The organism is Gammaproteobacteria bacterium, from assembly GCA_027296625.1.
GTDB lineage: Bacteria > Pseudomonadota > Gammaproteobacteria > JAKEHO01 > JAKEHO01 > JAKEHO01.
Genome location: JAPUIX010000151.1, coordinates 1 through 25,618, shown reverse-complemented (window position 1 = coordinate 25,618; position 25,618 = coordinate 1). Strand labels below are relative to the sequence as shown.

Here is a 25,618-nt window from a genome sequence, read left to right as displayed (position 1 = left end):
CACCAGCTAGATCTAAACCTGCAGACCAAACAACAGTGTCATTGTCCTTACTACCTTCCAAAATATCGTTACATGTCCTGCCATCCAGCCGGTCATTACAGGCAACGCCTATCAGAGGTATTGTTAACTTACCTTAATGTTAAGCTTTTTCATTTAATAAAAACAGATGGTTACATACGGCTCAATTCGTTAAGTTGACAATACTGACCGGAGGTATTGCTGCTTCTTAAGCTCGGTAGTTTCCTTGGCCATATTATCAAAGTTAGCACTTGATGAGTTGATCAATAATGAGATGGTAAAGGCTGTTCCTAGAACAATCGCGTTCGGTGATGGTCAGCGATTTGCGAGCATGAAGGTCGTTTTGCTTGGCGAGAACGTAAGGCAGCTGATGATAGGCTCCGTAGAAACCCAGGGAGATTCGAGTGACATCTCGTTCGTGGTCAAGGGCGTACTGCGGGTATGCGAACAGGTGAACGTGAAATGTTCGCTCGCTAATGGTCAATGGGGTTGTCAGGAAACCCACGGGAGAGCAGACGTATCAACGCATGAGGCAAGAGACACTATCGCAATAAATGGCGGACAGGGTGGCCGCCCCTGTGCGTCTCGGCAACCGCTCCTGCGTTGCCCTACACTTCTATAGGTCGCCCGCACTTCGCGATGCCGAGCGATGTGCGAGTGCCACAGTAGGCAGGATGCCGACGGCGGCCGGCACTTGTGCATCACTGCACATCGGGATCACTCCGTACCTCCTTGTACTCGGCCCTTCGAGCCGTCGCTTCGCAACCTTCCGATTTGTTCCAGACAAATCGGGCTAACCGCGAATGCTACGCCCTGTAGGAATTCCTGACTACAAGACGCGTTAATAACACGCTTTAGGTATCGTACCGAACGTCCGCTTTCGGCCAAGAGCGGACATTCGCATTTATTAAAGGTTGTTCGAGCGATTTATCAGCTGGCCTACCAGCGGCCACAACCAAGGCTACCTGGGCCCACGACCCTACCATCGGATGTTCCACGCCAACAACGGCCCGTGCATCCAAACGTCCCAGACAAACGCGGTAGGCCCAGCTCCCGTGCTGTAGTCCTGGTATAGACCACGGTACCCAGCCAGGATATCCATGTCGAGCCCCCATCCAACATAGCGATAATCAAAGAGACCCGAGGCGTTGAACGTGAAGTCCGATCCGACGCCAAATCCGCCGATATCGGTCCGCAGTCTAAACGCCCAGCGTTCCGTCAGATCGAAGATGGCACGCCCACCGAAGAAGGGATCTGTCCAAGACTGGTCGGCTTTGAGTTGAGGAAGCGGGGGGACCTTGAATGTAATTTCCTGCTCGAGGGAGGTGTAGCGGCCCCCGGCGAGGAGGTCCAGCGTCCAACCCCGATCACCCTGCCCCTGCCGGTAGGCCCAACGGCCGGCACGATAAAACCCACCGAACTCCACCAGCCAAATCTCGATATCCACATCACCAATGATCGCCGGCACGATCGGTCCCGGCGGTACCGCCAATACTTGATTATCGAAACCCAATTTTATATAGGTTGGGTCCAGGAAGCCTCCCCATCTTTCTCGCCACCATGCCTCGCCGTGCAGCTGCAACGCAAACACCGAATCGGAGGTCCGGACAATGTCAATGAAACTCTCGTCAATCTCAGCAGTTACCCCGTTGACTGTCACATTGCCATTCAGGCCCAATGCCCAGAGGTAGATGGCGGCGCTGAAGTCCCAGTCACTGGATTTGGACCCACTGTCCTCAGCACGTGCAAGTGGACTGCCGAGGCCAAGTATTGAAATCATCATGGTGATTATTAGTAACCTGCGAGTTTCCATGTTAGCTCCCCCCAAAGCTTGATATTGCGAGGTTTGAAACATCACCCGCAAACTGAGCACCTATTTCGTTCGGTAATGGAGTGCTTTCGTAACCAAAATTAATTATGTCCCGAATCAATTAACCAATCGTGTCCAGCCCCTTGTTCTATGACCTTGCCGCTAACCTCGGACGGCCGCTTGCGGCCAGAAGCGGACATTTGCCGAACAAGGAAACCCCAGCATAACGCTGTGTCTTCTTATTATTCAGGCCTATTTCTCTGATGTGATATCTGTAGATAGCACGGCTCTCGAAGGAGCCCGCCAATGGCCTTAGCTCATACAGAAAACAGTCATGCGCTACTGAAGCTGTTGCATCATCTGCTTCAACTGCTCATCGGTCAGGAACGGAATCGCGGTCAGGGTGGGCTTAACGTCAAGACCATTTTCTTGATTGTATTTCGCGATCACCTCGTTCGTGACGGCGGCCGATTCCGGCTCCACGCCCATGAGGCTAAAGACCGTCCATTTGTACGGATTCGGCGGCGGCATTTTCGCACGCTGAACAGGCGCCGAGATGGATTCGTGGTTCGGCATAGCCATTCGGGTCCGAATCTCGTCCTTCGTCACGTTCCAAACCATGAAATCCACCGCAAGATCAAGCGGTCCATCATACGTCTGGCGTATGGCCTCGCGAACCGCTGGCGCGATGTTGAAGTCATTCTGGAAGTGATAGCAAACCGCATGACGCGGCTCGGTCAAGGCCATGATCTTGCCGAATGCAGCCGCCGTCGTGTGGCCCTGTGTGCCTATGAGTACCGCTTCCTCAGGTGTGAAGTCCAGTATCTTTTGAAACACTTCGGGCGGCGGAAAGCATTCGTGGACCGACAAGTCCACACCTTTTGTATGCTCCGCCCACCAGACGTTCGGCAACGTATCACTCGAGAATGCGAAACTCAGGCCATTCCATTCGAGGATGAAACTCACGGACTGATCGGCATGAATGGCCGGAATCGTCCTAATCTGCACTCCGTTTTCGTCATAGATGACGTTGTTGACGGCCATCCAGTCAAACTCGACGACATTGAGTTTCAGGCCGCGCGGGTCAATAGAACCGCCGCGGCTCGCTAGTTCCCAAGCCCACATGTCCTTCATCGCCCGGGCCCAAGCCTTCGTTCCCCATTCGGGTTTAACCCCGCTCGGGCCGTAAACAGTCAGCGGCGTCAGGCGGTTGTTCACCGGCCCGATCGCGTAGAAGGCCGGAAAATCGCCAGCGTGATCCATGTGCAAGTGACCGAGAAAAACTTTATTGAGCTGATCCAGCGGGATACCGAGAGCATTGATCCGCTCGAACGAACCCTCACCCATATCAAAAATAAATTTGTCGCCATTTCCAAGTTCAACGAGGAAGCAGGCAGCGGCCTGTTTCAGTCTTGGAAGCGGCATGCCGGTGCCGCACGCAATGACCCGCATTTCATCCGGCATGAGTTCCTCTGTGCCCGGGAAATAGACATCGCGCTCCGGGAAGGGTTTCGTCGGTGACCATTCTGTCGGTTCGGCTTGGCTGTCATTCGTATTGATACTGATGTCAATATCGACGACCGTGAGCACGAGTATTACCGCAACAATGAGCACGCTGATAGATACCAACGCCAACCGATTTCCCAGTTCATTCATGACCTGCACCCCCTATTCAGCATTGAAAGCCCGACAGACCGGACGCAGTATAGCAAGCAGACTTATAGGAAAGTATAAGAAAGCGCCGCGGCTGGAGGGCGTTTGTGGGCAGACATAACACGCTCTAGGGCGTCGTAGCGAATGACCGCTTTGGGTCGTTTCCGGACATTCGTGAACGTCTGCTTTCGGCCGAAAGCAGACGTTCCCAAGTCAGCGAAAAGCCATTCGCACACCAACATTGGTAATCGCCGTAGGGCGACTCACGCAGGTCATTGCGATCGCACCGGCGTAGAGTTCAGGTGCCGATCTCGGTAGCGCTACAGCCTCCCAGAGCGTTGATCGAGACGCTGTCGCAAGTTAGTTCCCCAAGTGTTGAACACGTCCCTGACGTGTCCCCACTTTGAAATCGATTTTGCAACCTTGTACTTTTCTCCCGTCTTTGAGTCCATGACCGCACCCAGTATCTCGCCCGTCTGGGCATCGATCATCTCCCCTTCGAAGGCGACCTCTCCCATGCCGATGTGCGTTCCCGTGACGGCTTTCTTCACCACACTCAGGCCGAGACCGATCGGCATGATGGTGCTCACGGTTCCCGTCACGGAATTGTTAGGGACCAGGTTGGTTACGGCCATTCTGATCCTCAGGACACCGGGCCCCGGCGTATCCGTGAATTCATACGCACCGGCAAGATTGATGATCATGGACTGTTGGAAGGCCGTTCCCAGGTCTGCGAGCTCTTCCGCCTCGAAGCCCTTGTACTTGGCATCATCGGCTATGAAGAACACGACATCGTCAAGGAGAATCGTGTCATAGGCACTCCAATCGACGCCCTCTTTAATATAAACCCGATTGACGAGGTTATCGGGATCGACCTGCGACAAGAGAGAATAGTCCTGAAGGAATCCTGTTTCCCCGACTTTCTCTGCCGCAATTACCTGCATGCCCATGATCAGCGCGATACTGGCGATCGTTGCCGAAACTGTCTTGGTCTTCATTCTCATGGTAGTTTTTCTCCCCGTTAATTAAATAAAGAATGATTGCCCGATCCCTCGGGCCCGGCGCGTTTCCCGCCGCTTATACTCGGTAGAGCTGATCCCCCAATTCCGAAAATCGCATTCTAACCTGTTCGACTTGTCTGTTGAAGCGGCTCGGTCTGCATAGTCTCCCTCCTCGTACTGTCATTCCGGATGGATCGGATGCTACTAATATGAAGCGACTGCTGGCCAGTAGACGAATGTCCGCTTTGGGTCGGAAGCGGACATTGCACCTTAGTTAGTTAATCCCTGTGGCCTTCGTACGGAACATTATGAGGAGATTCTGCGTTAGGTTTGTTGTCGCGATTACACAGAAATTACACAGGGATAAAGAAGCCTCTACGCGTGTATTGTGTAATCCTTTGATTATAAAGTGGGCCCGGTAGGACTCGAACCTACGACCAAGGGATTATGAGTCCCCTGCTCTGACCAACTGAGCTACAGGCCCATTGTTCTGCTAGAAATTGGATCTGGGGTGTCGTTCATCCGTGTAAGGTTATTCCTGCTCAAAACGCTATGTTGGAGCGTTAGCGGTTTCCATCCCATTGTGCACCGAACCGAACCGGCCAGCCAATAGTTGACTGTGTTAATGACATCCATGTCGTCGCACCGGTTGCTTCTGCAAACTCCCGCCCTTCCGTCCTTGGCAGGGCGTTCGCCGGGAAATTGATTCACTGGATCAATTTCTTATTCCGGCTCACCCGACTGAGCTACCTGGCCATGAATTGACATCTTACCTGACTTCCGTGTCGTCACATTGTTTGGTCTTGCGAATTCCGGCCCTCCCGTCCCTGGTCTGGCGTTCGCCGGGAAATTGATTCACTGAATCAATTTCTTATTCCGGCTCACCCAACTGAACTACAGGCCCGGGATGCAGGCTGATTACGCGAGGAAGGACCGCATCTGATCGGAGCGCGACGGATGCCGGAGCTTCCGAAGCGCCTTGGCTTCGATCTGCCGGATACGTTCTCGAGTGACGTCAAATTGCTTGCCGACTTCCTCCAATGTATGGTCGGTGTTCATTTCGATCCCGAAGCGCATGCGCAGGACCTTGGCTTCCCTTGATGTCAGGCCCTCCAATGCTTCCCGGGTCGCGCGGCGTAGCCCTTCAAAGTTAGCCGAGTCTACAGGTGCCTGCATGCTGGTGTCTTCAATGAAATCACCGAGGTGCGAATCCTCGTCATCCCCAATCGGCGTTTCCATCGAGATCGGTTCTTTTGCGATTTTTAGTACTTTGCGAACTTTTTCTTCTGGCATCTCCATACGTTCGGCTAGTTCCTCCGGCGTAGGTTCACGACCTTGTTCCTGCAAAATTTGCCTTGAAATGCGATTCAGCTTATTGATCGTTTCGATCATGTGTACGGGTATGCGTATGGTCCGTGCTTGATCTGCGATTGAGCGCGTAATGGCTTGGCGAATCCACCACGTGGCGTACGTCGAAAATTTGTATCCGCGACGGTATTCAAATTTGTCTACTGCTTTCATTAATCCGATGTTGCCTTCCTGAATGAGATCAAGAAACAGTAGTCCGCGATTTGTGTACTTTTTCGCAATTGAGATTACTAATCGCAAGTTCGCCTCTACCATCTCCTTCTTCGCGCGCCGCGCTTTGGCCTCGCCGATGGACAGCCGCCGATTGATCTCCTTCATCTGGGCTACGGTCAAGCCACAGATATCTGCCAGGGTCGCCAGCTTCGCCTGGGCCTTGAGGATTTCGTCTTGTAACTCTCCTTTTTTTAGCGCCTTCGCATACGGTTTCGTGCGCGACCTGGCAAGAGATTTTACCCACTTTAGGTTAGTTTCATTGCCGGGAAACAAATTGATGAAATCCTTTCTCGGCATGCGTGCGCGCTTAACAACCAGCCCCATGATGGTCCGTTCCTGCGTGCGGATCGCATCTACTATCTGGCGAATATCGTTGATAAGCCGATCAATGAGTTTTGGAACGAGCTTTAGTTCAAGAAAGTTTTCGCATAATTGTTCCTGGAGCTTCTGCGGTTTTTTGTGATCTCGTCCGTAGCGTTTTGTTGCAGACAGTGTTTTTTGATTCAGCTTGCGCAGGGTCTGAAAGCGCTCCCTGACCTCTTCCTCCAACGCCTGAATCAGCGGATCTTCATCAACTTCGTTATCCTTGTTGTCATCATGGTCCTCGTCGGCATCTTCGACATCCTGTGGATACGCTGCCCCGGTACTGGCGTCAATAAATTCGTCGGGATGACCGACTCTTGTAATGAGTTCGGTCAGCTTCAGCTGGCCTGCTTCGATCTTGTCATATTCATTTAGCAGCGTCTCAATTGTTCCTGGGTATGTTGCCAACGCGGTGAGCACTTGATTGATCCCTTCTTCGATCCGTTTTGCAATTCGGATCTCACCCTCGCGTGTCAAAAGGTCAACCGTTCCCATCTCACGCATGTACATGCGCACGGGATCGGTTGTTCGACCGAACTCTTTGTCTATATTCGCGAGTGTGGCAGCTGCCTCAGCCGCTGCGTCTTCATCGGTGTCGGAAGTGTCTTCGGTCATCAACAGGGAATCTAAATCCGGTGGTGTTTCGTGGACCGTGATGCCCATGTCATTAATCATGTTGATGATGTCTTCAATCTGCTCAGGGTCAACGATGTCGTCTGGGAGGTGGTCATTGACCTCATGATAGGTGAGAAAGCCCTGGTTTTTGCCTTTGGCAATCAGCCGTTTTAGTTGCGACTGCTCGTTGCTATGTTCAATCTGTTCAGTTTCGTCCATAGTCAGTCCTTTAATGCCTATATTGCGACTAATCTGTTGAATTTAAAGATGTTAAGTGGGAATTTCGAGAGCTGAATTGCTGAGCGCCGGGTATCTGACTAGCGCAAGATCGGGCGAAAAGTAACCGCTGAGTATAGTCCATCGGCGTGTTCTTAGCTGAGTTTATCCATCTCTTCAGAGGTTCCAGCCTCGCTCGACGAGGAAAATGCCAGGAGGCGGTGGAGCTCTTGTTTTTGTGTCGCCGTCAGATCCACCGGTGCGATTTTGAGTAGGGTTTCCCTCCGCTGCCGATTGCACAGTTCGAGAATACGTTTCACGGCACCCAAAAACTCTTCCCTAATCCCGGTTTCCGAAAGGTGGTGTGGCAAGACCGCTAATTTCGCCAGATGCCGGCCCTCGTCGGTCCCGCGCCAGCGCTCGATGATCGCGCCGCAGCTAATGTCGGGTTTTGCCTGCGCAAATCGAATGAGTTCTATCAGAAGCTCTATACCCGGCATACCCGCATCTTTGAGTTCCGACGCGTCCGGAACAAGCGTGGCTAACGTCGGCTCCTGCAGGAGCAGGGTTATTGCACTGCGTACCAGTGAAGGCGATGTGGATCCTCCACCGCTTCGCTTTGGGCCTGAGGCGCCCTGTCGGGCTTGCCTCCCACTCTTGATAATTGTAGACAAAAATTCGGGCTCTATGCGCGCAATTTCTGCGAGGCGCTTCTCCAAGAGTTTTTGGAAAGCGCCCGTAGGAAGCTTTGATATCAATGGCTTAGCGATCTCCACCAGGCGAGCGCGCCCATCCAGGGTGGAAAGATCAGTCCTTCTCGCCAGCCTCTGGAACAGGAAGTCCGAGAGCGGTACCGCCTTGCCGCGGTCTTCAAAAGCAGTACGCCCTTCTTTGCGGATATAACTGTCCGGATCTTCGCCTTCGGGCAAAAAAATGAAGCTGACTTGTCGGCCGTCTCGGAGCTGTGGCAGGGCAAGTTCCAAGGCGCGCCCGGCGGCTGTGTGCCCAGCTTCATCGCCATCGAAGCAAAATACGATTTCTGGAGTGACTCGGAATAGGCGTTCCAAATGTTCTTTTGTTACGGCAGTCCCCAGGGTGGCAACTGCAGTGCGTAGTCCGAACTGGGTGAGCGCCAGTACATCCATATATCCCTCAACCACAAATAAACGTTCAATGTCTTTGACGGCTTGGCGGGCCTCATAAAGCCCGTACAGCTCTCGGCCCTTGTGAAATATGGCGGTTTCCGGGGAGTTCAGATACTTCGGCATGCCTTCGCCCAGCACACGACCGCCGAATCCGACGATGCGCCCCCGCTGGTCTCTAATTGGGAAGATGATTCGTTCCCTGAAACGGTCATAATAGCCGCCTCCATCTTTCTCAATCAGCATTCCCGTGCGGACAAGATTTGTCACCACCTCATCGGTTGTGCCAAGGGCGCGCAACAGGTTGTCCCACCCTGCGGGCGCGTAACCGAGCCCGAACTCAGCAGCCGGCTTTCCGGTCACCCCGCGATCTTTCAAATAGTCAATGGCACCTCCGCTAACCTTGTGCTCGCGCAACTGGTGCATGTAATAGTTCGCTACGGTTTTAAGCAGTTCGTAGAGCGCGGTGTGGTCTTCGCCGCGCCTGAAGGTCCCAGACTTCTGCGGGATCTCAAGACCTGCCCGGTCTGCCAGTTCCTGAACGGCGTCGAGAAACCCCATATGAGCGAACTCCATCAGAAAACTGATGGCGGAACCGTTCGTGCCGCAGCCGAAGCAGTAATAAAACTGCTTCTCCTGGCTGACGGTGAACGACGCTGTCTTTTCCTCGTGAAATGGGCACAGCGCTTGATGGTTGCGCCCCACTTTGCGCAGTGGCAGGCGCTCGTCAATGACGTCAATGATGTCGAACCGGCTGAGGAGCTCTTGAATAAATTCTTGGGGGATCTGGCCGGCCATGGGTGAGTGCGTCTCGATTGTGGGAGTATAGCGGGGACGCTCTCGAATTACAGCGGTTTGGCCAGGGGTGTCCTGGCATACCAATAATTGCATTATTATCAAGAGGGTATCAGGACAGGCCGCCCGGGACAGGGGCGGTCAGGGCAACAATTCGTCTGGGAGGATCCTATCCTCAGTTCAGCCGTTGTTTGACGCGGCCGCTCACGGCCCCCATGTCGGCGCGGCCCTGCAACGCTGGTTTCAGAACGCCCATGACCTTTCCCATGTCCTTCATGGAAGCGGCCCCGGTGTCCGCGATCGCGGCGTCGATCAAGGTGTCAATCTCGGCGTCTGACAAGGGTGCCGGCAGGTACTCCTTGACGACCTGTAGCTCGTACGTTTCCGTGGCCACAAGGTCCTGGCGTTCGGCATTCTCGAAATGTTTAATGGACTCCCGGTGCTGGCGTGCCAGTTTATCGAGGACCGCCAACACACCTGCGTCATCGAGCGACACCTGCTCATCAATCTCCTTTTGTTTAATGGCAGCTAGAATCAGTCTTAAGATCCCAAGACGTTGCTTGTCCCTGGCTCGCATTGCCGCCTTGATGTCTTCGTCAAGCTGTTGCTTGAGTGTCTGTGACATTCAAGTGATGTGCCGAGTGTTAAGGAGTGAAGAACGGTGGAGGTCAGTATGGGCGCGCACGCCGAGCCTGCTGTTTTGATAGTTTCTTTTGCCAACGCTTAACCGCGGCTGCAGCCTTACGCTTGCGCAGCTGCGTTGGTTTTTCGTAGGATTCGCGTCGATGTACTTCAGCTAGAATACCCGCCTTCTCGCAAGCGCGCTTGAACCGCCGGAGCGCGATGTCAAAGGGTTCGTTGTCTCTTACCTTGATCGACGGCATAAACTTGGATTTTCCGTTTGGCTCACTATAGGGCAAAATAAACGGGCGATTATACACACTTATTTCCCATGCATCAAAGCTACCAAGCCAGCTAACGTTGCGATTGGTGAGACATGCGCGTACTTGGAATAGAAACTTCCTGCGATGAAACTGGTGTCGCGATTTTCGACTCTCAAGCCGGATTACTTTCGCACGCCCTATATAGCCAGCGTGTGCATGCCCAATTTGGTGGTGTTGTGCCTGAGCTTGCGTCCAGGGACCATGTCCTAAAGACCTTGCCTCTCATCAAGGTTGTGTTGTTGGAGTCGAAGCTTCAAGCACGCGATATTGACGGTATTGCCTATACCGCGGGTCCAGGACTGATTGGTGCATTGCTGGTTGGCGCCTCCATTGGTCGTAGCCTCGCCTATGCTTGGGATGTACCGGCAGTCGGTGTGCATCACATGGAAGGACATTTGCTTGCCCCAATGCTGGAGGAGAATCCTCCGGCATTTCCTTTTATTGCATTATTGGTGTCTGGTGGTCATACGCAACTGGTGCGCGTAAATGGCGTGGGCGGCTACGACATGCTGGGCGAATCTGTGGATGACGCTGCAGGCGAGGCGTTCGACAAGACGGCAAAATTGCTTGGCCTTGGTTTTCCAGGAGGACCTCCGTTGGCGGAACTGGCTAAGAGCGGCCGTTCAGAACGTTTTCGCTTCCCGCGCCCCATGACCGATCGTCCAGGACTCGATTTTAGCTTCAGCGGACTCAAGACAGCTGCCATTAATGCGCTGAAGGAAGCGGGCGATGACTCGCAGAGCCGTGCAGACATCGCCCGGGCATTCGTGGATGCCGTCATCGATACCCTGGTGATCAAGTGTCGCAGAGCGCTCTCGGAGACAGGTCTAAAGTCCCTGGTCGCAGCAGGCGGCGTGAGCGCTAACGAGGAGTTGCGTGGACGACTTGCTGAGCTCGCCGAAGAGGAGGGCGCGACGGTTTATTACCCGCGTCCGGAGTTTTGTACTGATAATGGGGCAATGATCGCATACGCGGGTTACCGACGGTTGGCGGCTGGGTTGCGGGAACCGCTGGCTTTTAGTGCACAACCTCGCTGGCCCATGGAAACCCTTGGGCCGATCGTCGAGTGAACCACGCGCTCGGCGTTTCAATGGCAGGATCTATGGATTCTAGGTTTTGTTAAAACTTATCTTGTCCTCGGTCCCATCCAGAAGCTTGCGCATATTGGAGCGGTGACGCCATGCCAACAGGGCTGCGATGGCACTGTTGACGATGAGATAGGGTAGTGCCGGGAGCAGGAACGCCGTGTATATCGGCACGAGCGCGGCGGCGACCAGTGCCGCGAGCGATGCATATTGAAAGGCTGCGGCTACGAGCAGCCACGTGAGCACAAAGACCAAACCTAAAGGCCATGCCATGCCGAACAAAACGCCGATCAGCGTCGCGACACCCTTTCCTCCCTTAAAGCCGAAGAATACTGGGTAAAGGTGTCCGAGAAACGCTGCAAGGCCCATGAATGCAAGTATCAAATCAGAGGCGTGGAACACCCGGCCGATGAGCAGTGGTAAGAAACCCTTCAACATATCACCGGCAAGCGTCCATGCCGCGACGTTTTTTCCATAGACCCGCAAGACGTTCGAAGCGCCTGGATTGCGCGATCCTTTCGTGCGCGGATCGGGTAGTCCCATTAGCCTGCACACGACGATAGCCGAGGCAACTGAGCCAATCAGATAGGCAAATGTAACCAGCAAAATGTTTTGCAGCATGAGCATATTGGAATCGGGTGTGCTTGACAGGTCAAGGGCATTTCGGTTTTAGTGGGGCACCATTAATGGATCTTGTGCTACGCAATGAAGAGCTGACTCGGGCACAATCCGCCAGCGTCTGAAAACATGGATATTATCTATCTCCGCGATCTCCGTATCGAGACAATCATCGGGGTCAATGAATGGGAACGCCGTGTCAAACAAACGGTGGTGTTGGACGTCGACATCGGTACCGACATAGGCAAGGCGGCAACCAGCGATTCCGTAGAAGATACCCTGAATTATAAGACGGTGGCGAAACGCTTGATGGCCTTCGTCGGTGAGAGTGAGTTCCAGCTTGTGGAAACCCTCGCAGAGCGTACTGCTGAAATGCTCGTTAATGAATTCGGCGTCCCATGGTTGCGTCTGCGCGTTAACAAACAGGGCGCGCTCCGTGGTGTCCGTGATGTGGGCGTGGTAATTGAACGCGGGAGCCGTGAGTAACATGGCGCAAGTGTACATAGGCATTGGCAGTAACATTGACCCGGAAATACATATCCGTAAGGGGATCGCATCACTGTCAAATTGTTTTGGGCCCTTAGAGCTTTCGACAGTGTATGAAACCAGGCCAGTGGGGCTGAACGGGGACAACTTTTATAACTTGGTGGTAGGTTTCAACACCGATCTCACACCGAATTCCATCGTCGATGCCCTGCGTGCGATTGAAGATCGCTTTGACCGCAAGCGTCATGAGTGTCGGCACGCTCCGCGTAACGTAGACCTCGATTTGTTGTTATACGACGATCTCGTGGTGAATGAAGATGGTCTTGAATTGCCTCGGGGGGACATTATCCGTTATGCCTTCGTACTCTGTCCGCTGGCGGAAATCGCAGGCGACATGCGCCATCCCGTGAACCGCAAGCGATTTGCCGATTTATGGCATACATTCGACAAGACCGGGCAGAAACTCTGGCCGGTCGACACGCCATTCGTCAGTTTGAATCATACTGGGGATCACAGTGACGTCTGAAGACGATCCAGGCCAGTCCGCCAGTGTTACGCGAAATCCAGCGCCGTGGAGTGATCTGTGGCGGGCGGAAGATTACTGGGCCATTTGGATTGGCTTTTTCTTGATCATCGTCGGGTTGGCTATTTTTCTGCCGAATCCCCCCAAGCAATTGGAAGAAAAAATCGCAAGTACCAACGCCACGATGCAAAGAGAAGCTGGGATCGCGCCATTTCACACGCTCGCGTGGTATGAGGCGAATGATGCAAAGCATAAGCTTAAAGCCACGAACGAGCCTTATGCCAAGGCGATCAAGAAGTGGATCGGGAAACCGCATCAGTGGATGTCCAATCCTTTAGATGCATTCCTACTCACCGAGAATCAAGCGGCTGCACGATCCGACGTATCTGCTCGTAAATATGACGCCGTACACGAGAAAACATTGAAACTTGAGGCGAAAGTACAGCGGGCCGAAGATGTGGCGCGCGCTGCGCACTTTGAAAACGCTGAGTTAAATAGCGCAGCTGACGCGGCCATTCCGGACTATCGCATACAGAAACGCAAGGACGCAAAGGCGAAGAAGAGCGCCAAGGTGAAGGCCTACAATCAAATCGGCTACCTGATCGCATCGGGCGTCGGCATATGTGTTTTGTTCGCGATTGGCGTCCAAGTAATAAGCGGCAACGGATTGGCCTTTGCGAAAGGTTTTGCCTTTGTTTACTTCCTCGCGGTATTGGCCTTTTTCATCGCCGCCCAGGCTGACATAAAGGCATCGGGATTTGGGTACGCAGCTTGGGCTATCATGCTCGGCTTATTGATAAGTAACACCGTCGGTACCCCCAAGTGGGCCGTGCCGGCGGTGCGAACAGAGTTTTATATTAAAACCGGTTTGGTATTGCTTGGAGCTGAGATCCTGTTTGGGCGGATCTTGACTATTGGGATCCCAGGGATCTTTGTTGCCTGGGTGGTGACGCCTATCGTATTGATTACGACTTACTGGTTTGGACAACGGATTGTGAAAATGCCGTCGAAAACCTTGAACATCACGTTGTCTGCAGATATGTCGGTATGCGGTGTATCGGCCGCCATTGCTACAGCTGCTGCGAGTCGGGCAAAGAAGGAAGAGTTGACGCTCGCAGTTGGCATTTCTCTGATATTTACATCGATCATGATGATCGTAATGCCAAATTTCATTGAGGCTGTTGGTATGGACCACGTTTTGGGGGGTGCCTGGATGGGCGGCACGATTGATGCTACCGGCGCAGTAGCGGCTGCGGGCGCGTTCTTGGGCGATCAAGCGCTGTATGTGGCCGCTACGGTGAAGATGATCCAAAATATCCTGATCGGCGTGATCGCCTTTGGAGTTGCGCTGTACTGGGTCACAAAGGTGGAGCGCGATCGGACTGGTGCGAAACCCAGCGCAATGGAAATCTGGTATCGCTTTCCTAAATTCGTTCTAGGGTTTATCGTCGCATCGATATTATGCTCGCTTATCTACGACACTATGGGGAGCGATAGAGGCGCTGCCATGATCAGTAATGGAGTGATCGGCGGCTGGACCAGGGTGTGGCGTGGATGGTTGTTCTGCTTGGCATTTGTCAGCATCGGACTCGCTACAGATTTCCGTCAGCTGGCAAAATATTTCAAGGGCGGCAAACCGATTATCCTCTATCTCTGTGGCCAAGCGTTTAATCTGACACTAACGTTGCTCATGGCATACCTTATGTTTTTCGTGGTATTCCCGGAAATCACTGCTCAGATTTAATGTCTTTGTAGGGATAAACGAAATCGGAATGAATGGTGGGAACAGGTGGTAAGAGTTAGTGAAATACATTTCACCCCTGACCGGCTTCGTCCCTGGGCGGCGTTGATTGGAGGTGTTCTGGCGCTTGCTCTTTTCGCGTTCGTCGTTATTCCATGGCTTAACGCGCATGGGCCGGGCAATGGGATAATCAGTGCTACCAAATCAAACGGCGTTGATGCAAGTGCTCTTTTCTATACGGAAACGCCTGAGGTGAGTGAAGCGGTTAACTACCTTGGGAACAGTTCCAAGTATTCGGAGTAGCAGGATGAAAGATGTACCGAGCGGATGTTCCGATTGGTGGATACATTGGACCAGATGCGTTGCGGCGTGCGTTTTGTGCGCCATGATGCTGAGCTGTGGCGGGCTCGAAAAGAAAGACCGCTTGGACAATCTTCAGTACACGACCTATGAGTACTGGGCCGCATTGCGGTGGGGTCGATACAATGAGGCTGCTGGTCATCTGAATATTAGAAACGGTGAGCGTGAAGCAATTGATATTGAATATCTCAAGAAAATCCGGGTGACGTCCTACGTGATGACAGAGAGCGTTGTGACGTCGGATCAAACAGAATCATTGATGACGGTCGAGTTCAGCTACTATCATGAGGACGACGCGATCATAAGGAAGTTAACAGACAAACAAGTCTGGTGGTATCAAGAAGAAGGGAGAAAGTGGTGGCTGGATGGCGAGCTGCCCGATTTCAAGTAGCCTTTGAGAAGCATTGTTGTTTCCTGCTTCGTGATTAGATAATCCCACGCTTGTCAATCAGCAGGGCGGCAGAGAATGAGCCGCCTGTGTCCTAAGGTGTCAGCGTCTGACCGCCGTCTATGGTGATTACTTGGCCGGTTATATAATCCGCGTCACGGATGAGAAACACCACGGCGCTTGCAAGCTCAGACGGCCGCCCCTGACGTTTCAGCAACGTTCTGGAAACAATCTGCGTTTTTGCAGCCTCACTGATGCCCTCAGGCCATATGAAAGCGCCTGGCGAAATGCCATTCACTCGAATATCGGGCGCGAGATCCTTTGCTAATGCTTTGGTCAACATAATCAGGCCCGCCTTTGCGGTGCTATAGAGCACGTAGTCTTTCAATGGGCGCTCTGCATGAATGTCCGCGATATTAATAATTGTGCCGCGGACCTCCCGCAAATAAGGTATGGCGCATTGCGCCAGAAAGAACGGCACTTTGAGATTGACCCCGACAATCTCATTCCAGTCAGCCTCTGTCGCCTCATTCACTGGCGTTGGATAAAACGCTGAGGCGTTATTGATTAGGGCGTCAAGACGGCCCCAGACGCCGTGGGCTTGTTCGCAAAGACCCTGCAGTGTGTCGAGCGCAAGGAGGTCGGCCTGCAACAGATGTGCTGACCCGTTACGTGCCTTATTGAGTTCTTTCTGAAGAGCGGTTGCTTCATCCTTTGAGGATCGATAATGAATTACCACATTCATGCCGGCGCCGTGCAGACCCCGCGTGATCTCCGCGCCGATCCGCCGAGCCCCGCCCGTTATAAGCGCTGTCGTGTTTTCAAGCGGTCCTGTATGATGCTGCACGGTAGATTAGTCCATGCTCTTTCTGGCCTTATTGTAGATATTATGTCGATTTCTTGACGACCTACAAAGAAAATGAATAAGAAATGCGTCTGTTTTTAGGAGGATCACTCGCTGCCGCTTTGATCTTTATCTTGTTTCCGGAATAGGATATCGATTTCTCTGGCCTCTTTTATAATCCGGGAAAGGGTGATTCTTTTCAATAATCATTTTTTCGATTTTCTTCACATCGTGATTAGTAAATTGGGGTGTATTATCGCGTTTGTGCTGTTCATCTTTCTTGCCTTTTCTTGGCTATCCAGCAAACTTGGTGCATATCTTCCGCACCAACGCACATTAGTATTTCTACTTCTCGCATTTGTGTTAGGCCTGGGTTTGGTTGTAAACGTCATCTTTAAAGATCATTTCGGCCGACCCAGGCCAGCTATCATCAGTGAATTCGGTGGCGATATACAATTTACGCCCGCATTTGTCATTTCGGATCAGTGCGACACAAATTGTTCCTTCGTCTGTGGGGATTGCTCGATCGGGTTTGTGACACTCGCATTTGCGTTGCTCGCGAGGAGACGGCGTAAGCTCTATATTGCCGGCGCAGTAACGTTGGGAAGCCTGATTGGGCTTATGCGCATCGGGAAGGGGGCGCACTTTTTGAGTGACGTCATCTTTTCGGGCGTGTTCACAATACTGGTGACCTACGCGCTCTACTGGTTGCTGAAACCCGATGCGGAAAAGAATGTCCTGGCGGCGCCATGATTCAATCCATGCCTTTAAGCGCATCCTTTCTTTCCTTAGCGCAGCGACACTGTTCGGTGCCGTAACAGCCTGTGTCTCATGAAGCGCCCGGCAATGGCGGAAAACATGCTTTTTGATATTTTTGGCGATTTTCAGGAACCGGATCGTGACGCGTTGGCACACAGTCAGCACCTTGTCCAAGTAATAAAAGACGAGATCGATTCCCACGGCGGAAGGATAAGTTTCGCGCGCTATATGGAGATGGCGCTGTATGAGCCTGGCCTCGGGTACTATAGCGCGGGCTCTGAAAAGATCGGCTTCCTTGGCGACTTCGTCACTGCGCCGGAAATTTCACCACTCTTTTCGCGCTGCCTGGCGCATCAGTGTCAGCAGGTACTACAGTCGCTCGACGATGGGAGTATTCTCGAGCTCGGTGCGGGCAGCGGTGCGATGGCAACCGACGTACTCCTTGAGCTTGAGAGGCTCGGCTCGCTGCCGAAGCAATACCTTATTCTTGAGGTCAGTGGGGACCTAAGGGCGCGGCAAAAGGCGGTGATTGGTGAACGCGCCCCACACCTCTCGGGGCAGATCCGCTGGCTTGATTCCCTGCCGCGGGACCCTCTGAGGGGGGTGATCCTGGGCACAGAGTTGCTCGACGCCTTGCCTGTGCACCGGTTGCGGGTTAATTCAGCCGGGATCCAAGAGCTCTGTGTGTCGGTCAAATCGGGTGGCTTTAGGTGGCTCGCGCAAGGACCGGAACCTGGGCTAGCTTGTGCCTTCGAACAACATCTTGGCGAGCTGCTGCACGGATTGCCGGATGGCTACACGACCGAGTTCAACTTGAATTTGCCGATGTGGCTCGGGGGTATTGCTGAAGCGCTGAGTGTCGGGGTGATCCTCTTTGTCGATTACGGTTACCCGTGCCGTGAGTACTATCATCCGCAACGTACTGAGGGGACCTTACTTTGCCACTACCGTCACAGGGCCCATGCCGATCCCTTCCGTTTTGTTGGTCTTCAGGACATCACCGCATGGGTGGATTTTTCCGCCGTCGCCGAAGCAGGGGTCGCTGCTGGATTGGATGTTCAGGGTTTCACACCTCAAGCGCACTTCTTACTTGGCTGTGGACTCGATGAACTGCTCACGGCGTCGGATCCGAGCGATACCCGTACTGCTGTGGAACTTACTCGACAGGTAAAGTTACTGACTCTGCCGAGCGAGATGGGGGAACGCTTTAAGGTGATCGCCTTGGCGAAAAATTCAGACATGCCCTTGCGAGGCTTCGCGGTGCAGGATCACCGCGCTAAGCTGTAACGTCAGCAGCGTGGGAAAGGTAGAAGAACACCGGTTGTCAGGGACGCTGCCGTGAGTCTTGAACAGATAATCATCCTTGGCCTGATCCAGGGCATCACGGAGTTTCTACCCATCTCCAGCTCCGCACATCTGGCCCTCCTGCCGCATCTCGTTGGCTGGGAGGATCAGGGCTTGGGCAATGATATCGCCGCCCACCTTGGCACGCTGCTCGCTGTCATTATTTACTTCCGTAAACAGATCCGTGGAAGCTTAGTGGCGCTAGCAGGCAGTGACGCGAGCAGGGCAGCAACACCAGAACGCCGCTTAATTGGGCTTGTCTTGCTCGCCACCGTCCCGGCGGCCGTGTTGGGTTATCTGTTGCACGATTTCGCCGATAACGTATTCCGGGACCCGTTGATCATTGCTTCTACGACGATCGTCTTCGGCGGCATTCTCTGGCTGGCTGATGTCAAGGGGAGCAGGGTCCGCGATGAAGATACGGTGACACTGAAGGATGCGTTGCTCATTGGGCTCATGCAGGCGCTTGCTCTCGTACCCGGCACTTCGCGTGCAGGCATCACAATGACGGCGGGCTTGATGCTTGGGCTGACAAGGCAGGCGGCGGCGCGTTTTTCTTTTATGCTTGCCATACCGATTATCGCGCTTGCAAGCGCCTATGAAATTTACAAGCTGTACTCGCTAAAGAGTCAATCAGACCCCGTGGTATTTTCGTTGATCACGCTGATTGCTTTTGCTAGCGCCTATCTGACGATTCATTTCTTTATTAAATTTCTTGACCGCACCGGCATGCTGCCATACGTGATTTACAGGGTTGCATTCGGCTTGGTGCTGTTCGCAATAATACTGTAAACAGACAGTACGCACGGCATCCGATTAAGGCTTTGGTGATGACGCCTGTTTAATTGCCTCGATTTGCAGACGCTCGATCTCGCTTGCCATCTTCCTACCCGTCAAGCCCGCACTCACAAGTGCATCGATATTGACTTCTGAAGCAGCAATGTAGGCTTTACGAAAGATCTCCACCTGTGGGTAGTCTCTTTCTTCCAGGCCTTTGCGTCCGCGTGCATCCGCCTCGCACGCCAGGAGAAACTGCGCGAAGCGCTGCGGGTTGCGAAATGCATCCAGCGCTTTCAGGGCCTTTAGCATGGTCGCAGGGCGAAGCTCCGCCGCCCTGTGACAGCGCCCGTGGTATCGCGCAACCAGTAAGGCGAGGTCCCGATAGGCGTTCGGAATGCGGTAGCGCTTGCAGAGTAAGCGAATTAGTTCCGCACTGCGTTCTTCATGCCCCGTATGCTTCGGCCATTCAGCTGGTGGCGTGGTGCCCTTGCCGAGATCATGGGTGAGTGCGGCAAAGCGGATCTGTCTGTCGTTGGAAAGCCGCGCAGCCTGTTCGAGCACCAGCATCGTATGTACTCCCGTATCTACTTCCGGGTGGTGTTCGGGTGGCTGGGGCACACCGAACAGCCGTTCGATATCCGGGAAGAGCGTTTCTAACGCGCCACAGTCTCTAAGTACCCCAACAAAACGCACGGGGCGGGCTTCACCGAGCGCGCGTTCAAGCTCGGACCAGACGCGCTCCGCTACCAGGTGATCAAGTTCACCGGATTCCACTATCTGGCGCATAAGTGCAAGGGTCTCGTCCGCAATTTGAAAGTCTAGGCGCGTGGCAAATCGCGCCACGCGCAGCACCCGTAAAGGGTCCTCAATGAAGGCCGGTGAGACGTGCCGCAGGATCTTGTTTTCAAGATCGGTGCGTCCGCCAAAGGGGTCGATGAGCCGCCCATCGCTGTCCTCTGCCATGGCGTTAATGGTGAGGTCACGGCGCGCAAGATCGTCTTCAAGGGTGACGTCCGGGGCGTAGTGGACGGCGAAGCCCTTGTACCCGGGGCCCGTCTTGCGCTCGGTGCGAGCCAGGGCATACTCCTCGTAGGTTTCGGGATGAAGAAAAACCGGGAAATCCTTGCCAACGGGCTGATAACCCAGGGCGTCCATTTCCTCAGGGGTCGCGCCCACGACCACCCAGTCCCGATCTTTCACGGGTTTCCCAAGCAGCTTATCGCGAACGGCACCGCCGACCTGGTAGATCTTCAACTGCGTCTTGCCCTGCTGCGAAAGCGCTGGAAACGGGCTTCCTGGGAGCGGCCAGTGAGATAGCGGGGCACCACCGCCTCCAGGGCCGCCGGCGTGATTCCAAGCGCTTCAAGATCATTGCCGCGACATACGCTGTCCACCTGCATGGAAAGGTAGTTATCCCTTGAGAAGGGTTTGCCCGGGACAAACTCCAAGGTTCGTGCCTGCATGCGGGACAGACGGTCGTTCAGAGGAATCACGATGCGGTGCAAGCGTAATGTACTGGCCGTGTATTCGACGAGCTCGCGCAATGTGTACGTGCGCGGGCCGCAAAGGTTATAGCGTTTGCCAAAGCTACCGGGCGTGTCGATCATTCCCGCGATGGCCTCAGTCACGTCCCCGACATACACCGGCGCAAAGCGCGCATTGGGGCAGGCCAGCGGAAAGAAGATCGGTGTAAGCTTCAGGAGCTTGGCGAATCGATTGAAGAAGTCGTCTTCCGGACCGAAGATCACAGAAGGCCTGAAACTTGTCACCTTTAGGTTATCATCGGCCGCCTCGTGCACCAGCTCTTCTGCCTCGCCTTTGGTGCGCAGATAGAAACTTGGGCCACTTTCTGCATCGGCATTAAGAGCGCTCATATGCAGAAGGCGTTTTATCCTGTTTTCCCTGCAGACGTCGATGATCTTCCGCGGCAGATCCACATGCACATGACGGAACCCGATTCCGTCGTGACGTCGTTCGTTCAGGATCGCCACCAGATTGATAACGGCGTCGCAGCCATCAAGGTGCTGCTTCAGCTGGAATGGGTCATGTACATCCGCTTCGATGAGCTGCAGCGTCGGCAAAACCCAAAGGTTTCGGTGTCGCTCCCGGGAACGGGTTAATACGCGGAGCTGGTAGCCGTCTTTTGTTAGGCGGTTTACAAGGTGGGAACCTACAAAACCTGTACCACCGAGGATGCCTATTGTTCGAATCTGCATAACCGTTGGCTGTGAGCGCTAGCTTGAGACTGATCGATTCGTTAAAAGTTGCCGGCATTCCGTGCTGTACCCACGGGGAGCATCCGCAGCTGATTGAAGCGGACTCCACGCTCTCTTAGCCCGTCACATCAGAAACTTTCCGTACTGTCGCGCTAATGGGCAAATTTTCGCAATGGCTTGTGTACAATGGCCCAGAACGAGGCAATCTATGTGCTTTATGGATGATATCGTAATTTCATGCCGTCTCCCGGTATTCTTGAAATCCTGACCCTTTATCTCTTGCTCGGTGCGCTTGCCGGCGTGTTGGCGGGACTATTTGGTATCGGCGGGGGGCTTGTTATTGTCCCGGTACTCTATTTTCTGTTTCTGTGGCAGGGCTATCCGGCTGAATGGCTCATGCACATGGCAGTGGCAAGTTCTTTGGCGACCATAATCTTTACGGCGCTATCCTCGACCTATGCCCATCACCGAAGGGGTGCGGTGTTGTGGCAGAGCGTCTACCTGCTCGCACCAGGTGTGGCCCTGGGCGCGGTGCTGGGTGCCGCATTAGCCGATCATCTTGCCAGCGACGTGCTGCGCATTTTTTTTGGGATCTTCCAGTTGTTCGTGGCAACCCAGCTAATCCTGGTGGCGAGTCCGTCACCGCAGCGCGAGCTACCTGGACCAGTCGGCATGGTGTCCACAGGCACAGGCATTGGTACGTTTTCCACCCTGCTCGGTATCGGCGGGGGGACGTTCACGGTGCCCTTTCTCCTATGGTGCAACGTCAACATTCGTAAAGCTGTGGCGACTTCGGCCGCAATTGGTGTGCCCATCGCCCTTGTGGGCACGGCAGGTCTGGTTGCGGTGAGCTGGGGCCAGGAAACGTTGCCCGCCGGAAGCACTGGCTATGTCTACTGGCCCGCGGTGGTAGCGATCGCTGCCACGAGCGTCCTTTCTGCCCCGCTAGGTGCAAGGCTTGCGCACACCTTGCCGGTTCCGTTACTCCAGCGTTTATTCGCCGTTGTCGTGGCAATCGTGGGTATTAGAATGTTGGTGTGAGGTAGATTTAGCGGGTTGGAGCATGAGGCTGATATGAGTTCTGCAGGCGTGTTACAGCTCTTCGATATCCGGGGGAAGGACGAACTCGAGGCGCTCATTGAGATTGAAGAGAAAGAAGAAGATACAGGAAAGGGGCGCCGGCTTTTGTGTAGTGCCTGTGGCAATGTAATCACCACTCAGGACCAGGTTTTTTCCGTCAGCGGCTCCCACGAGCACACCCATACCAATCCACACGGCATTACTTATCACATCGGTTGTTTCCGCCAGGCGTCGGGATGTGGTCATGTCGGGCCCGCGACGGACGAGTACACCTGGTTCCCGGGTTACCGCTGGCAGGTGGCGGTCTGCGGTAACTGCGGCGAGCACGTGGGTTGGTTATTCCGGGGTGCTGGCGGGGATTCCTTCCACGGTCTTATCCTCGCTCGCCTCGTCTCGGAGCAGTGATAAAAAACCGGGATAGATCTATTTAGCAGAAGCGCCGAATGACAATTCCTATTGTGTCTGTGCGTTGCTTCGCTTGGAGTCACGAAGAAGCATCCTTATATTTCTTAAAATTCTTGACTTTGACTTTTCCATTAACGAACTGAATGGTGATCTTTCCTTTCTCGTCTTCCCATGTTGATGTGGTCCCCGACAGCGTGCCGATGGCCATACTTGATGACTCTGTTGGTTCACCAAGGATATTGAGGACTTCCATCTCTGCCATCCCAGGTTGAATGCGATCAAAATTCTCCTGATTGATGCTTGGGCCGCAGGCTGTAAGGAATACGAACATCAACAGAAATGCAATCGGGAAGAAAGTTTTTACAACCATGTTAGCTACTCGCGCTCTGCCACGATGCCAGTAGGGTTTCCAGTTCCCACAGGGAAGGGATCTCCGCATGCGGTGATTGTGCATGTGTCCAGGTGCGGCTGTGGCGGTTTATCCACACGGTTTTAAGGCCAGCGGCCAGCGCGCCGACAATATCTGTCTCCGGTTCATCGCCCACATGCACCGTCTCCGCAGGGCGTGCCCCCGCGCGCCGGCATGCTTCTCTGAACATATCGGGGCCGGGTTTCGCAGCATTAACCTTGCTTGTCCAAAGCGAAATATGAAAGACATGCCCGAGGCTCAACCTCGTCGACGTCGGCATTGCCATTGGTGAGTGAACAGAGCGTATAAGAGGTGCTGAGGCGCTCCAACACCGGGAGCACGTCATCGTACAGCTCCACCTGGTTCCTGTGACTCATGAATATGCTGTATGCTTCCTCGGCCACGCCCGCTCCGTAACCGGCCTCCTCGACTGCGATCCGAAGGGTTGCTTTCCGAAGCGCCGTCATGTCATAACGGAGCCGGGGATCACCGTCTGCAAGGTCATCGCGGAGCGCACGGAGGTTTTCAATTGAAAACTTCTCAGCTAGTAACGGGTAATGTGCCTTGAACCAGTCGTGCAATTGACAGTCGGCGTTAGCCAGCACAGGCTCGTTATCCCAGAGCGTACCGTCAAGGTCGACGGTAATTGCCTTGATAAAAATTGGCGTGTTTGGTGCGGTTTTCATGGCCGGAAGGTCTTCTATTATCCTAGCATCTTGGTCGATGGATAGCGTAGATGGACAATGAGGCTCCTTTATGGTTGCTATCATCCGCAGGCTCACAGTGAGTGATCCAGCCATTGAGAGGTCGGTGACTAGCGTATCCGTATGTTTAAGCTGTTGATGTACGTCGCTGTATCGGTAGGATTGGTCGGCGTCCTGCTTGTTGTGGGCGGTCTGATCGCCAATCGCTTGCCGTTGTCCGTGCCGCCGGGCTTGAGAGACCGGCTTTTCACTTACATGACGACGAATGTCGCCGAGACCACGGAACACAATATCCTTCCCGAATTACGCCTGCGCTCCTATGCGATGAACGCGGACGCGATGTACGGACTAGTGGTTGGAGCAATTGATGCACTCGGCTGGAAAGTTTTGAGTGTGAGTCCCAGGACCAAGACGATTAATGCGATGGTGGTGACGCGGCTCTGGCGATTCAAGGACGATGTCGTGATACGCGTGCAGCCCCGTCCCGATGGTAAAAGTGCCGTGTATGTCCGATCAAGCTCCCGGGTAGGCAAGGGCGATCTGGGTGCGAACGCGCGGCATGTGATGGATCTCTATCAATGGCTGGACATGAAAGTGCCTGAGCCTGGCTCGCAGCAGCGCTAAGTGGTCAGAATACATGCTGAGGAAATCCTTAGACCCTGAGGTTTCAAAGCACGTGCCGTTGGCGGTTGTCACTCGTGGTGAAGCCACAGAAAGCGTGCATTACGGGTCCGTTGCCGTGGTGGATCGTCACGGTAACCTGATCCATCGTGCGGGGAGCTCAGACTGGTTAACATTCACGCGTTCGGCGTGCAAACCTTTTCAAGCTGTGCCACTTGTTGCTCATGAAGGATTCGGAGCACTACAACTGACACGCAGAGAGATTGCAGTGATTTGTAGCAGTCATTCGGGTGAACCGCGGCACGTAAAAGCTGTTGAGAGTATTTTGAAGAAGGTCGGTTGCAGTGCAAAGGATCTCAAGTGCGGTATCCATACGCCCCTTCACTATGAAGCACGGGGAAAGCAACCGCCGGGCGACGCTGTCTTCACCGCGCTGCATAACAATTGCTCAGGCAAACATGCGGGCATGCTGGCACTTTGCAAACTCAACGGCACGCCCATCAACGGCTACGTCGAGCTGTCTCATCCTGTCCAACAGCTTATCTGGAGCGCGGTCTCGCATTATTCAGAAGTTGCGCCGTCGGCGATGGAGATAGGTGTTGATGGTTGCGGCGTACCGAACTTCGCCCTTCCCCTGAGAGATGTGGCGTATGCCTACGCACGGTTGGCTGATCAGCGAACGGATCGCGCTTACGGGCATGCACATAGTGTCATTTACAGTGCCATGTCCGCATATCCAGAGATGGTGTCAGGAACAAAGCGCCTTGATCTCGCCTTGACGAAGGAGGGCAAGGAAAAGTGGGTGTCAAAGGGAGGGGCGGAAGCCGTCCAGTGCATCGGCGTACGCAGCCGAGGCATTGGCGTCGCAATTAAAATCGTCGATGGTGGGCCTCGCGTCCTGGGGGCAGTTACCGTAGAGGTCCTAAGACAGTTACGGCTTTTGAGAGGCCTTAAACATGCGGCGCTAGAACGATATGTCCGACCAAAGATTACAAATCATCGAGGGACAGTAACGGGTGAGATAAGGACTGTCTTTGAGTTGCTGTAGGCAACGCTGGATTGCAAACTTCTAAATAGTTCGATGCGATTACATCATTAAGTGGAGATGTCGGGTGGT

The 25,618-nt window shown here is 53.8% G+C and carries 27 protein-coding genes and 1 tRNA gene; 13 read left to right on the top strand and 15 right to left on the bottom strand.

Features of this window, described 5'->3' with window-relative positions:
• Positions 1–997: 997 nt before the first annotated feature.
• The 8 genes from O6944_08595 to rpsU all read right to left on the bottom strand — a co-directional run bounded on the left by O6944_08595 (position 998) and on the right by rpsU (position 10,078).
• Entirely contained in the window at positions 998–1,831 is an 834-nt protein-coding gene (locus O6944_08595; GenBank protein MCZ6719190.1) for a hypothetical protein, read from the bottom strand.
• Positions 1,832–2,167: 336 nt separating this feature from the next.
• Positions 2,168–3,484, bottom strand: coding sequence for a guanitoxin biosynthesis MBL fold metallo-hydrolase GntH (gntH, locus tag O6944_08590; GenBank protein MCZ6719189.1), 1,317 nt, complete (start codon positions 3,482–3,484; stop codon positions 2,168–2,170).
• Between the two features lie 317 nt (positions 3,485–3,801).
• On the bottom strand, positions 3,802–4,485 hold the full coding sequence (locus O6944_08585; protein ID MCZ6719188.1) for a DUF3313 domain-containing protein: 684 nt from the start codon (positions 4,483–4,485) through the stop codon (positions 3,802–3,804).
• A gap of 407 nt (positions 4,486–4,892) precedes the next feature.
• Positions 4,893–4,966: transfer RNA gene (locus tag O6944_08580), tRNA-Ile, on the bottom strand.
• A gap of 434 nt (positions 4,967–5,400) precedes the next feature.
• Complete coding sequence (gene rpoD / locus O6944_08575; GenBank protein ID MCZ6719187.1) at positions 5,401–7,260, bottom strand: RNA polymerase sigma factor RpoD; 1,860 nt, start codon at positions 7,258–7,260, stop codon at positions 5,401–5,403.
• Positions 7,261–7,412: 152 nt separating this feature from the next.
• Entirely contained in the window at positions 7,413–9,197 is a 1,785-nt protein-coding gene (dnaG, locus tag O6944_08570; protein ID MCZ6719186.1) for a DNA primase, read from the bottom strand.
• Between the two features lie 172 nt (positions 9,198–9,369).
• Positions 9,370–9,819 carry a GatB/YqeY domain-containing protein gene (locus O6944_08565; protein MCZ6719185.1) on the bottom strand — a complete coding sequence of 150 codons (450 nt, stop codon included), beginning with the start codon at positions 9,817–9,819 and terminating at the stop codon, positions 9,370–9,372.
• A gap of 43 nt (positions 9,820–9,862) precedes the next feature.
• Positions 9,863–10,078, bottom strand: coding sequence for a 30S ribosomal protein S21 (rpsU, locus tag O6944_08560; GenBank protein ID MCZ6719184.1), 216 nt, complete (start codon positions 10,076–10,078; stop codon positions 9,863–9,865).
• Between the two features lie 113 nt (positions 10,079–10,191).
• On the opposite strand from rpsU, the gene tsaD reads away from it, so the two are divergent.
• Complete coding sequence (gene tsaD, locus O6944_08555; GenBank protein MCZ6719183.1) at positions 10,192–11,208, top strand: tRNA (adenosine(37)-N6)-threonylcarbamoyltransferase complex transferase subunit TsaD; 1,017 nt, start codon at positions 10,192–10,194, stop codon at positions 11,206–11,208.
• Positions 11,209–11,247: 39 nt separating this feature from the next.
• On the opposite strand, the gene plsY is transcribed toward tsaD, so the two are convergent.
• Positions 11,248–11,844, bottom strand: coding sequence for a glycerol-3-phosphate 1-O-acyltransferase PlsY (plsY, locus tag O6944_08550; GenBank protein ID MCZ6719182.1), 597 nt, complete (start codon positions 11,842–11,844; stop codon positions 11,248–11,250).
• 126 nt (positions 11,845–11,970) lie between these two features.
• Here plsY and folB point away from each other — a divergent pair, with 126 nt between their 5' ends.
• The 5 genes from folB to O6944_08525 all read left to right on the top strand — a co-directional run bounded on the left by folB (position 11,971) and on the right by O6944_08525 (position 15,342).
• Entirely contained in the window at positions 11,971–12,327 is a 357-nt protein-coding gene (gene folB / locus O6944_08545) for a dihydroneopterin aldolase (protein ID MCZ6719181.1), read from the top strand.
• Between the two features lies 1 nt (position 12,328).
• Entirely contained in the window at positions 12,329–12,853 is a 525-nt protein-coding gene (gene folK, locus O6944_08540; GenBank protein MCZ6719180.1) for a 2-amino-4-hydroxy-6-hydroxymethyldihydropteridine diphosphokinase, read from the top strand.
• Positions 12,843–14,594 carry a putative sulfate exporter family transporter gene (locus O6944_08535; GenBank protein ID MCZ6719179.1) on the top strand — a complete coding sequence of 584 codons (1,752 nt, stop codon included), beginning with the start codon at positions 12,843–12,845 and terminating at the stop codon, positions 14,592–14,594. Before folK ends, O6944_08535 begins: the two co-directional genes overlap by 11 nt.
• 45 nt (positions 14,595–14,639) lie before the next feature.
• Positions 14,640–14,894: a hypothetical protein gene (locus O6944_08530; protein MCZ6719178.1), complete on the top strand. Its 255-nt coding sequence runs from the start codon at positions 14,640–14,642 to the stop codon at positions 14,892–14,894.
• An 82-nt stretch (positions 14,895–14,976) separates the two neighbouring features.
• On the top strand, positions 14,977–15,342 hold the full coding sequence (locus O6944_08525; protein MCZ6719177.1) for a hypothetical protein: 366 nt from the start codon (positions 14,977–14,979) through the stop codon (positions 15,340–15,342).
• A 91-nt stretch (positions 15,343–15,433) separates the two neighbouring features.
• Here the strand turns inward: O6944_08525 and O6944_08520 are convergent, their stop codons facing one another.
• The gene (locus tag O6944_08520) at positions 15,434–16,186 is read right to left on the bottom strand and encodes a pteridine reductase (GenBank protein MCZ6719176.1); all 753 of its coding nucleotides are present in this window, start codon (positions 16,184–16,186) and stop codon (positions 15,434–15,436) included.
• 228 nt (positions 16,187–16,414) lie between these two features.
• Between O6944_08520 and O6944_08515 the strand changes: the two genes are divergently transcribed.
• From O6944_08515 to O6944_08505, 3 genes are all read left to right on the top strand, one after another.
• Complete coding sequence (locus O6944_08515; GenBank protein ID MCZ6719175.1) at positions 16,415–16,936, top strand: phosphatase PAP2 family protein; 522 nt, start codon at positions 16,415–16,417, stop codon at positions 16,934–16,936.
• Positions 16,937–17,014: 78 nt separating this feature from the next.
• A complete protein-coding gene (locus O6944_08510) occupies positions 17,015–18,229 on the top strand; it encodes an SAM-dependent methyltransferase (GenBank protein ID MCZ6719174.1) in 1,215 nt (404 codons plus the stop codon).
• A 51-nt stretch (positions 18,230–18,280) separates the two neighbouring features.
• Positions 18,281–19,078, top strand: a complete 798-nt coding sequence (locus O6944_08505; protein ID MCZ6719173.1) for an undecaprenyl-diphosphate phosphatase — start codon at positions 18,281–18,283, stop codon at positions 19,076–19,078.
• A 24-nt stretch (positions 19,079–19,102) separates the two neighbouring features.
• Here O6944_08505 and O6944_08500 read toward each other — a convergent pair whose 3' ends face one another.
• Entirely contained in the window at positions 19,103–20,320 is a 1,218-nt protein-coding gene (locus O6944_08500; protein ID MCZ6719172.1) for a multifunctional CCA addition/repair protein, read from the bottom strand.
• Complete coding sequence (locus tag O6944_08495; protein MCZ6719171.1) at positions 20,317–21,282, bottom strand: complex I NDUFA9 subunit family protein; 966 nt, start codon at positions 21,280–21,282, stop codon at positions 20,317–20,319. The genes O6944_08500 and O6944_08495 overlap by 4 nt, the downstream gene beginning before the upstream one ends.
• 237 nt (positions 21,283–21,519) lie before the next feature.
• Here O6944_08495 and O6944_08490 point away from each other — a divergent pair, with 237 nt between their 5' ends.
• Together O6944_08490 and O6944_08485 are read left to right on the top strand one after the other, a co-directional pair.
• On the top strand, positions 21,520–22,323 hold the full coding sequence (locus O6944_08490) for a sulfite exporter TauE/SafE family protein (GenBank protein ID MCZ6719170.1): 804 nt from the start codon (positions 21,520–21,522) through the stop codon (positions 22,321–22,323).
• Between the two features lie 33 nt (positions 22,324–22,356).
• A complete protein-coding gene (locus tag O6944_08485) occupies positions 22,357–22,767 on the top strand; it encodes a cereblon family protein (GenBank protein ID MCZ6719169.1) in 411 nt (136 codons plus the stop codon).
• 79 nt (positions 22,768–22,846) lie between these two features.
• Here the strand turns inward: O6944_08485 and bamE are convergent, their stop codons facing one another.
• From bamE to O6944_08470, 3 genes are read right to left on the bottom strand one after another with little or no spacing between them, the layout of a single operon-like run.
• A complete protein-coding gene (gene bamE / locus O6944_08480; GenBank protein MCZ6719168.1) occupies positions 22,847–23,137 on the bottom strand; it encodes an outer membrane protein assembly factor BamE in 291 nt (96 codons plus the stop codon).
• A gap of 1 nt (position 23,138) precedes the next feature.
• Positions 23,139–23,456 (bottom strand): HAD family hydrolase, encoded by a 318-nt coding sequence (locus O6944_08475; GenBank protein ID MCZ6719167.1) that lies wholly within the window; start codon positions 23,454–23,456, stop codon positions 23,139–23,141.
• Positions 23,389–23,862, bottom strand: coding sequence for a hypothetical protein (locus O6944_08470; protein ID MCZ6719166.1), 474 nt, complete (start codon positions 23,860–23,862; stop codon positions 23,389–23,391). Before O6944_08470 ends, O6944_08475 begins: the two co-directional genes overlap by 68 nt.
• A gap of 141 nt (positions 23,863–24,003) precedes the next feature.
• Between O6944_08470 and O6944_08465 the strand changes: the two genes are divergently transcribed.
• Both O6944_08465 and O6944_08460 read left to right on the top strand, forming a co-directional pair.
• Entirely contained in the window at positions 24,004–24,504 is a 501-nt protein-coding gene (locus O6944_08465; GenBank protein MCZ6719165.1) for a DUF1499 domain-containing protein, read from the top strand.
• A gap of 52 nt (positions 24,505–24,556) precedes the next feature.
• Positions 24,557–25,549, top strand: coding sequence for an asparaginase (locus O6944_08460; protein ID MCZ6719164.1), 993 nt, complete (start codon positions 24,557–24,559; stop codon positions 25,547–25,549).
• Positions 25,550–25,618: the final 69 nt, after the last annotated feature.

Coding starts and splice junctions, on each gene's coding strand:
- O6944_08595 (MCZ6719190.1), bottom strand. CDS start 1,831: ATGGAAACTCGCAGGTTACTAATAATCACCATGATGATTTCAATACTT.
- gntH (MCZ6719189.1), bottom strand. CDS start 3,484: ATGAATGAACTGGGAAATCGGTTGGCGTTGGTATCTATCAGCGTGCTC.
- O6944_08585 (MCZ6719188.1), bottom strand. CDS start 4,485: ATGAGAATGAAGACCAAGACAGTTTCGGCAACGATCGCCAGTATCGCG.
- rpoD (MCZ6719187.1), bottom strand. CDS start 7,260: ATGGACGAAACTGAACAGATTGAACATAGCAACGAGCAGTCGCAACTA.
- dnaG (MCZ6719186.1), bottom strand. CDS start 9,197: ATGGCCGGCCAGATCCCCCAAGAATTTATTCAAGAGCTCCTCAGCCGG.
- O6944_08565 (MCZ6719185.1), bottom strand. CDS start 9,819: ATGTCACAGACACTCAAGCAACAGCTTGACGAAGACATCAAGGCGGCA.
- rpsU (MCZ6719184.1), bottom strand. CDS start 10,078: ATGCCGTCGATCAAGGTAAGAGACAACGAACCCTTTGACATCGCGCTC.
- tsaD (MCZ6719183.1), top strand. CDS start 10,192: ATGCGCGTACTTGGAATAGAAACTTCCTGCGATGAAACTGGTGTCGCG.
- plsY (MCZ6719182.1), bottom strand. CDS start 11,844: ATGCTGCAAAACATTTTGCTGGTTACATTTGCCTATCTGATTGGCTCA.
- folB (MCZ6719181.1), top strand. CDS start 11,971: ATGGATATTATCTATCTCCGCGATCTCCGTATCGAGACAATCATCGGG.
- folK (MCZ6719180.1), top strand. CDS start 12,329: ATGGCGCAAGTGTACATAGGCATTGGCAGTAACATTGACCCGGAAATA.
- O6944_08525 (MCZ6719177.1), top strand. CDS start 14,977: ATGATGCTGAGCTGTGGCGGGCTCGAAAAGAAAGACCGCTTGGACAAT.
- O6944_08510 (MCZ6719174.1), top strand. CDS start 17,015: ATGAAGCGCCCGGCAATGGCGGAAAACATGCTTTTTGATATTTTTGGC.
- O6944_08495 (MCZ6719171.1), bottom strand. CDS start 21,282: ATGCAGATTCGAACAATAGGCATCCTCGGTGGTACAGGTTTTGTAGGT.
- O6944_08490 (MCZ6719170.1), top strand. CDS start 21,520: ATGCCGTCTCCCGGTATTCTTGAAATCCTGACCCTTTATCTCTTGCTC.
- O6944_08485 (MCZ6719169.1), top strand. CDS start 22,357: ATGAGTTCTGCAGGCGTGTTACAGCTCTTCGATATCCGGGGGAAGGAC.
- bamE (MCZ6719168.1), bottom strand. CDS start 23,137: ATGGTTGTAAAAACTTTCTTCCCGATTGCATTTCTGTTGATGTTCGTA.
- O6944_08475 (MCZ6719167.1), bottom strand. CDS start 23,456: ATGCCGACGTCGACGAGGTTGAGCCTCGGGCATGTCTTTCATATTTCG.
- O6944_08470 (MCZ6719166.1), bottom strand. CDS start 23,862: ATGAAAACCGCACCAAACACGCCAATTTTTATCAAGGCAATTACCGTC.
- O6944_08465 (MCZ6719165.1), top strand. CDS start 24,004: ATGTTTAAGCTGTTGATGTACGTCGCTGTATCGGTAGGATTGGTCGGC.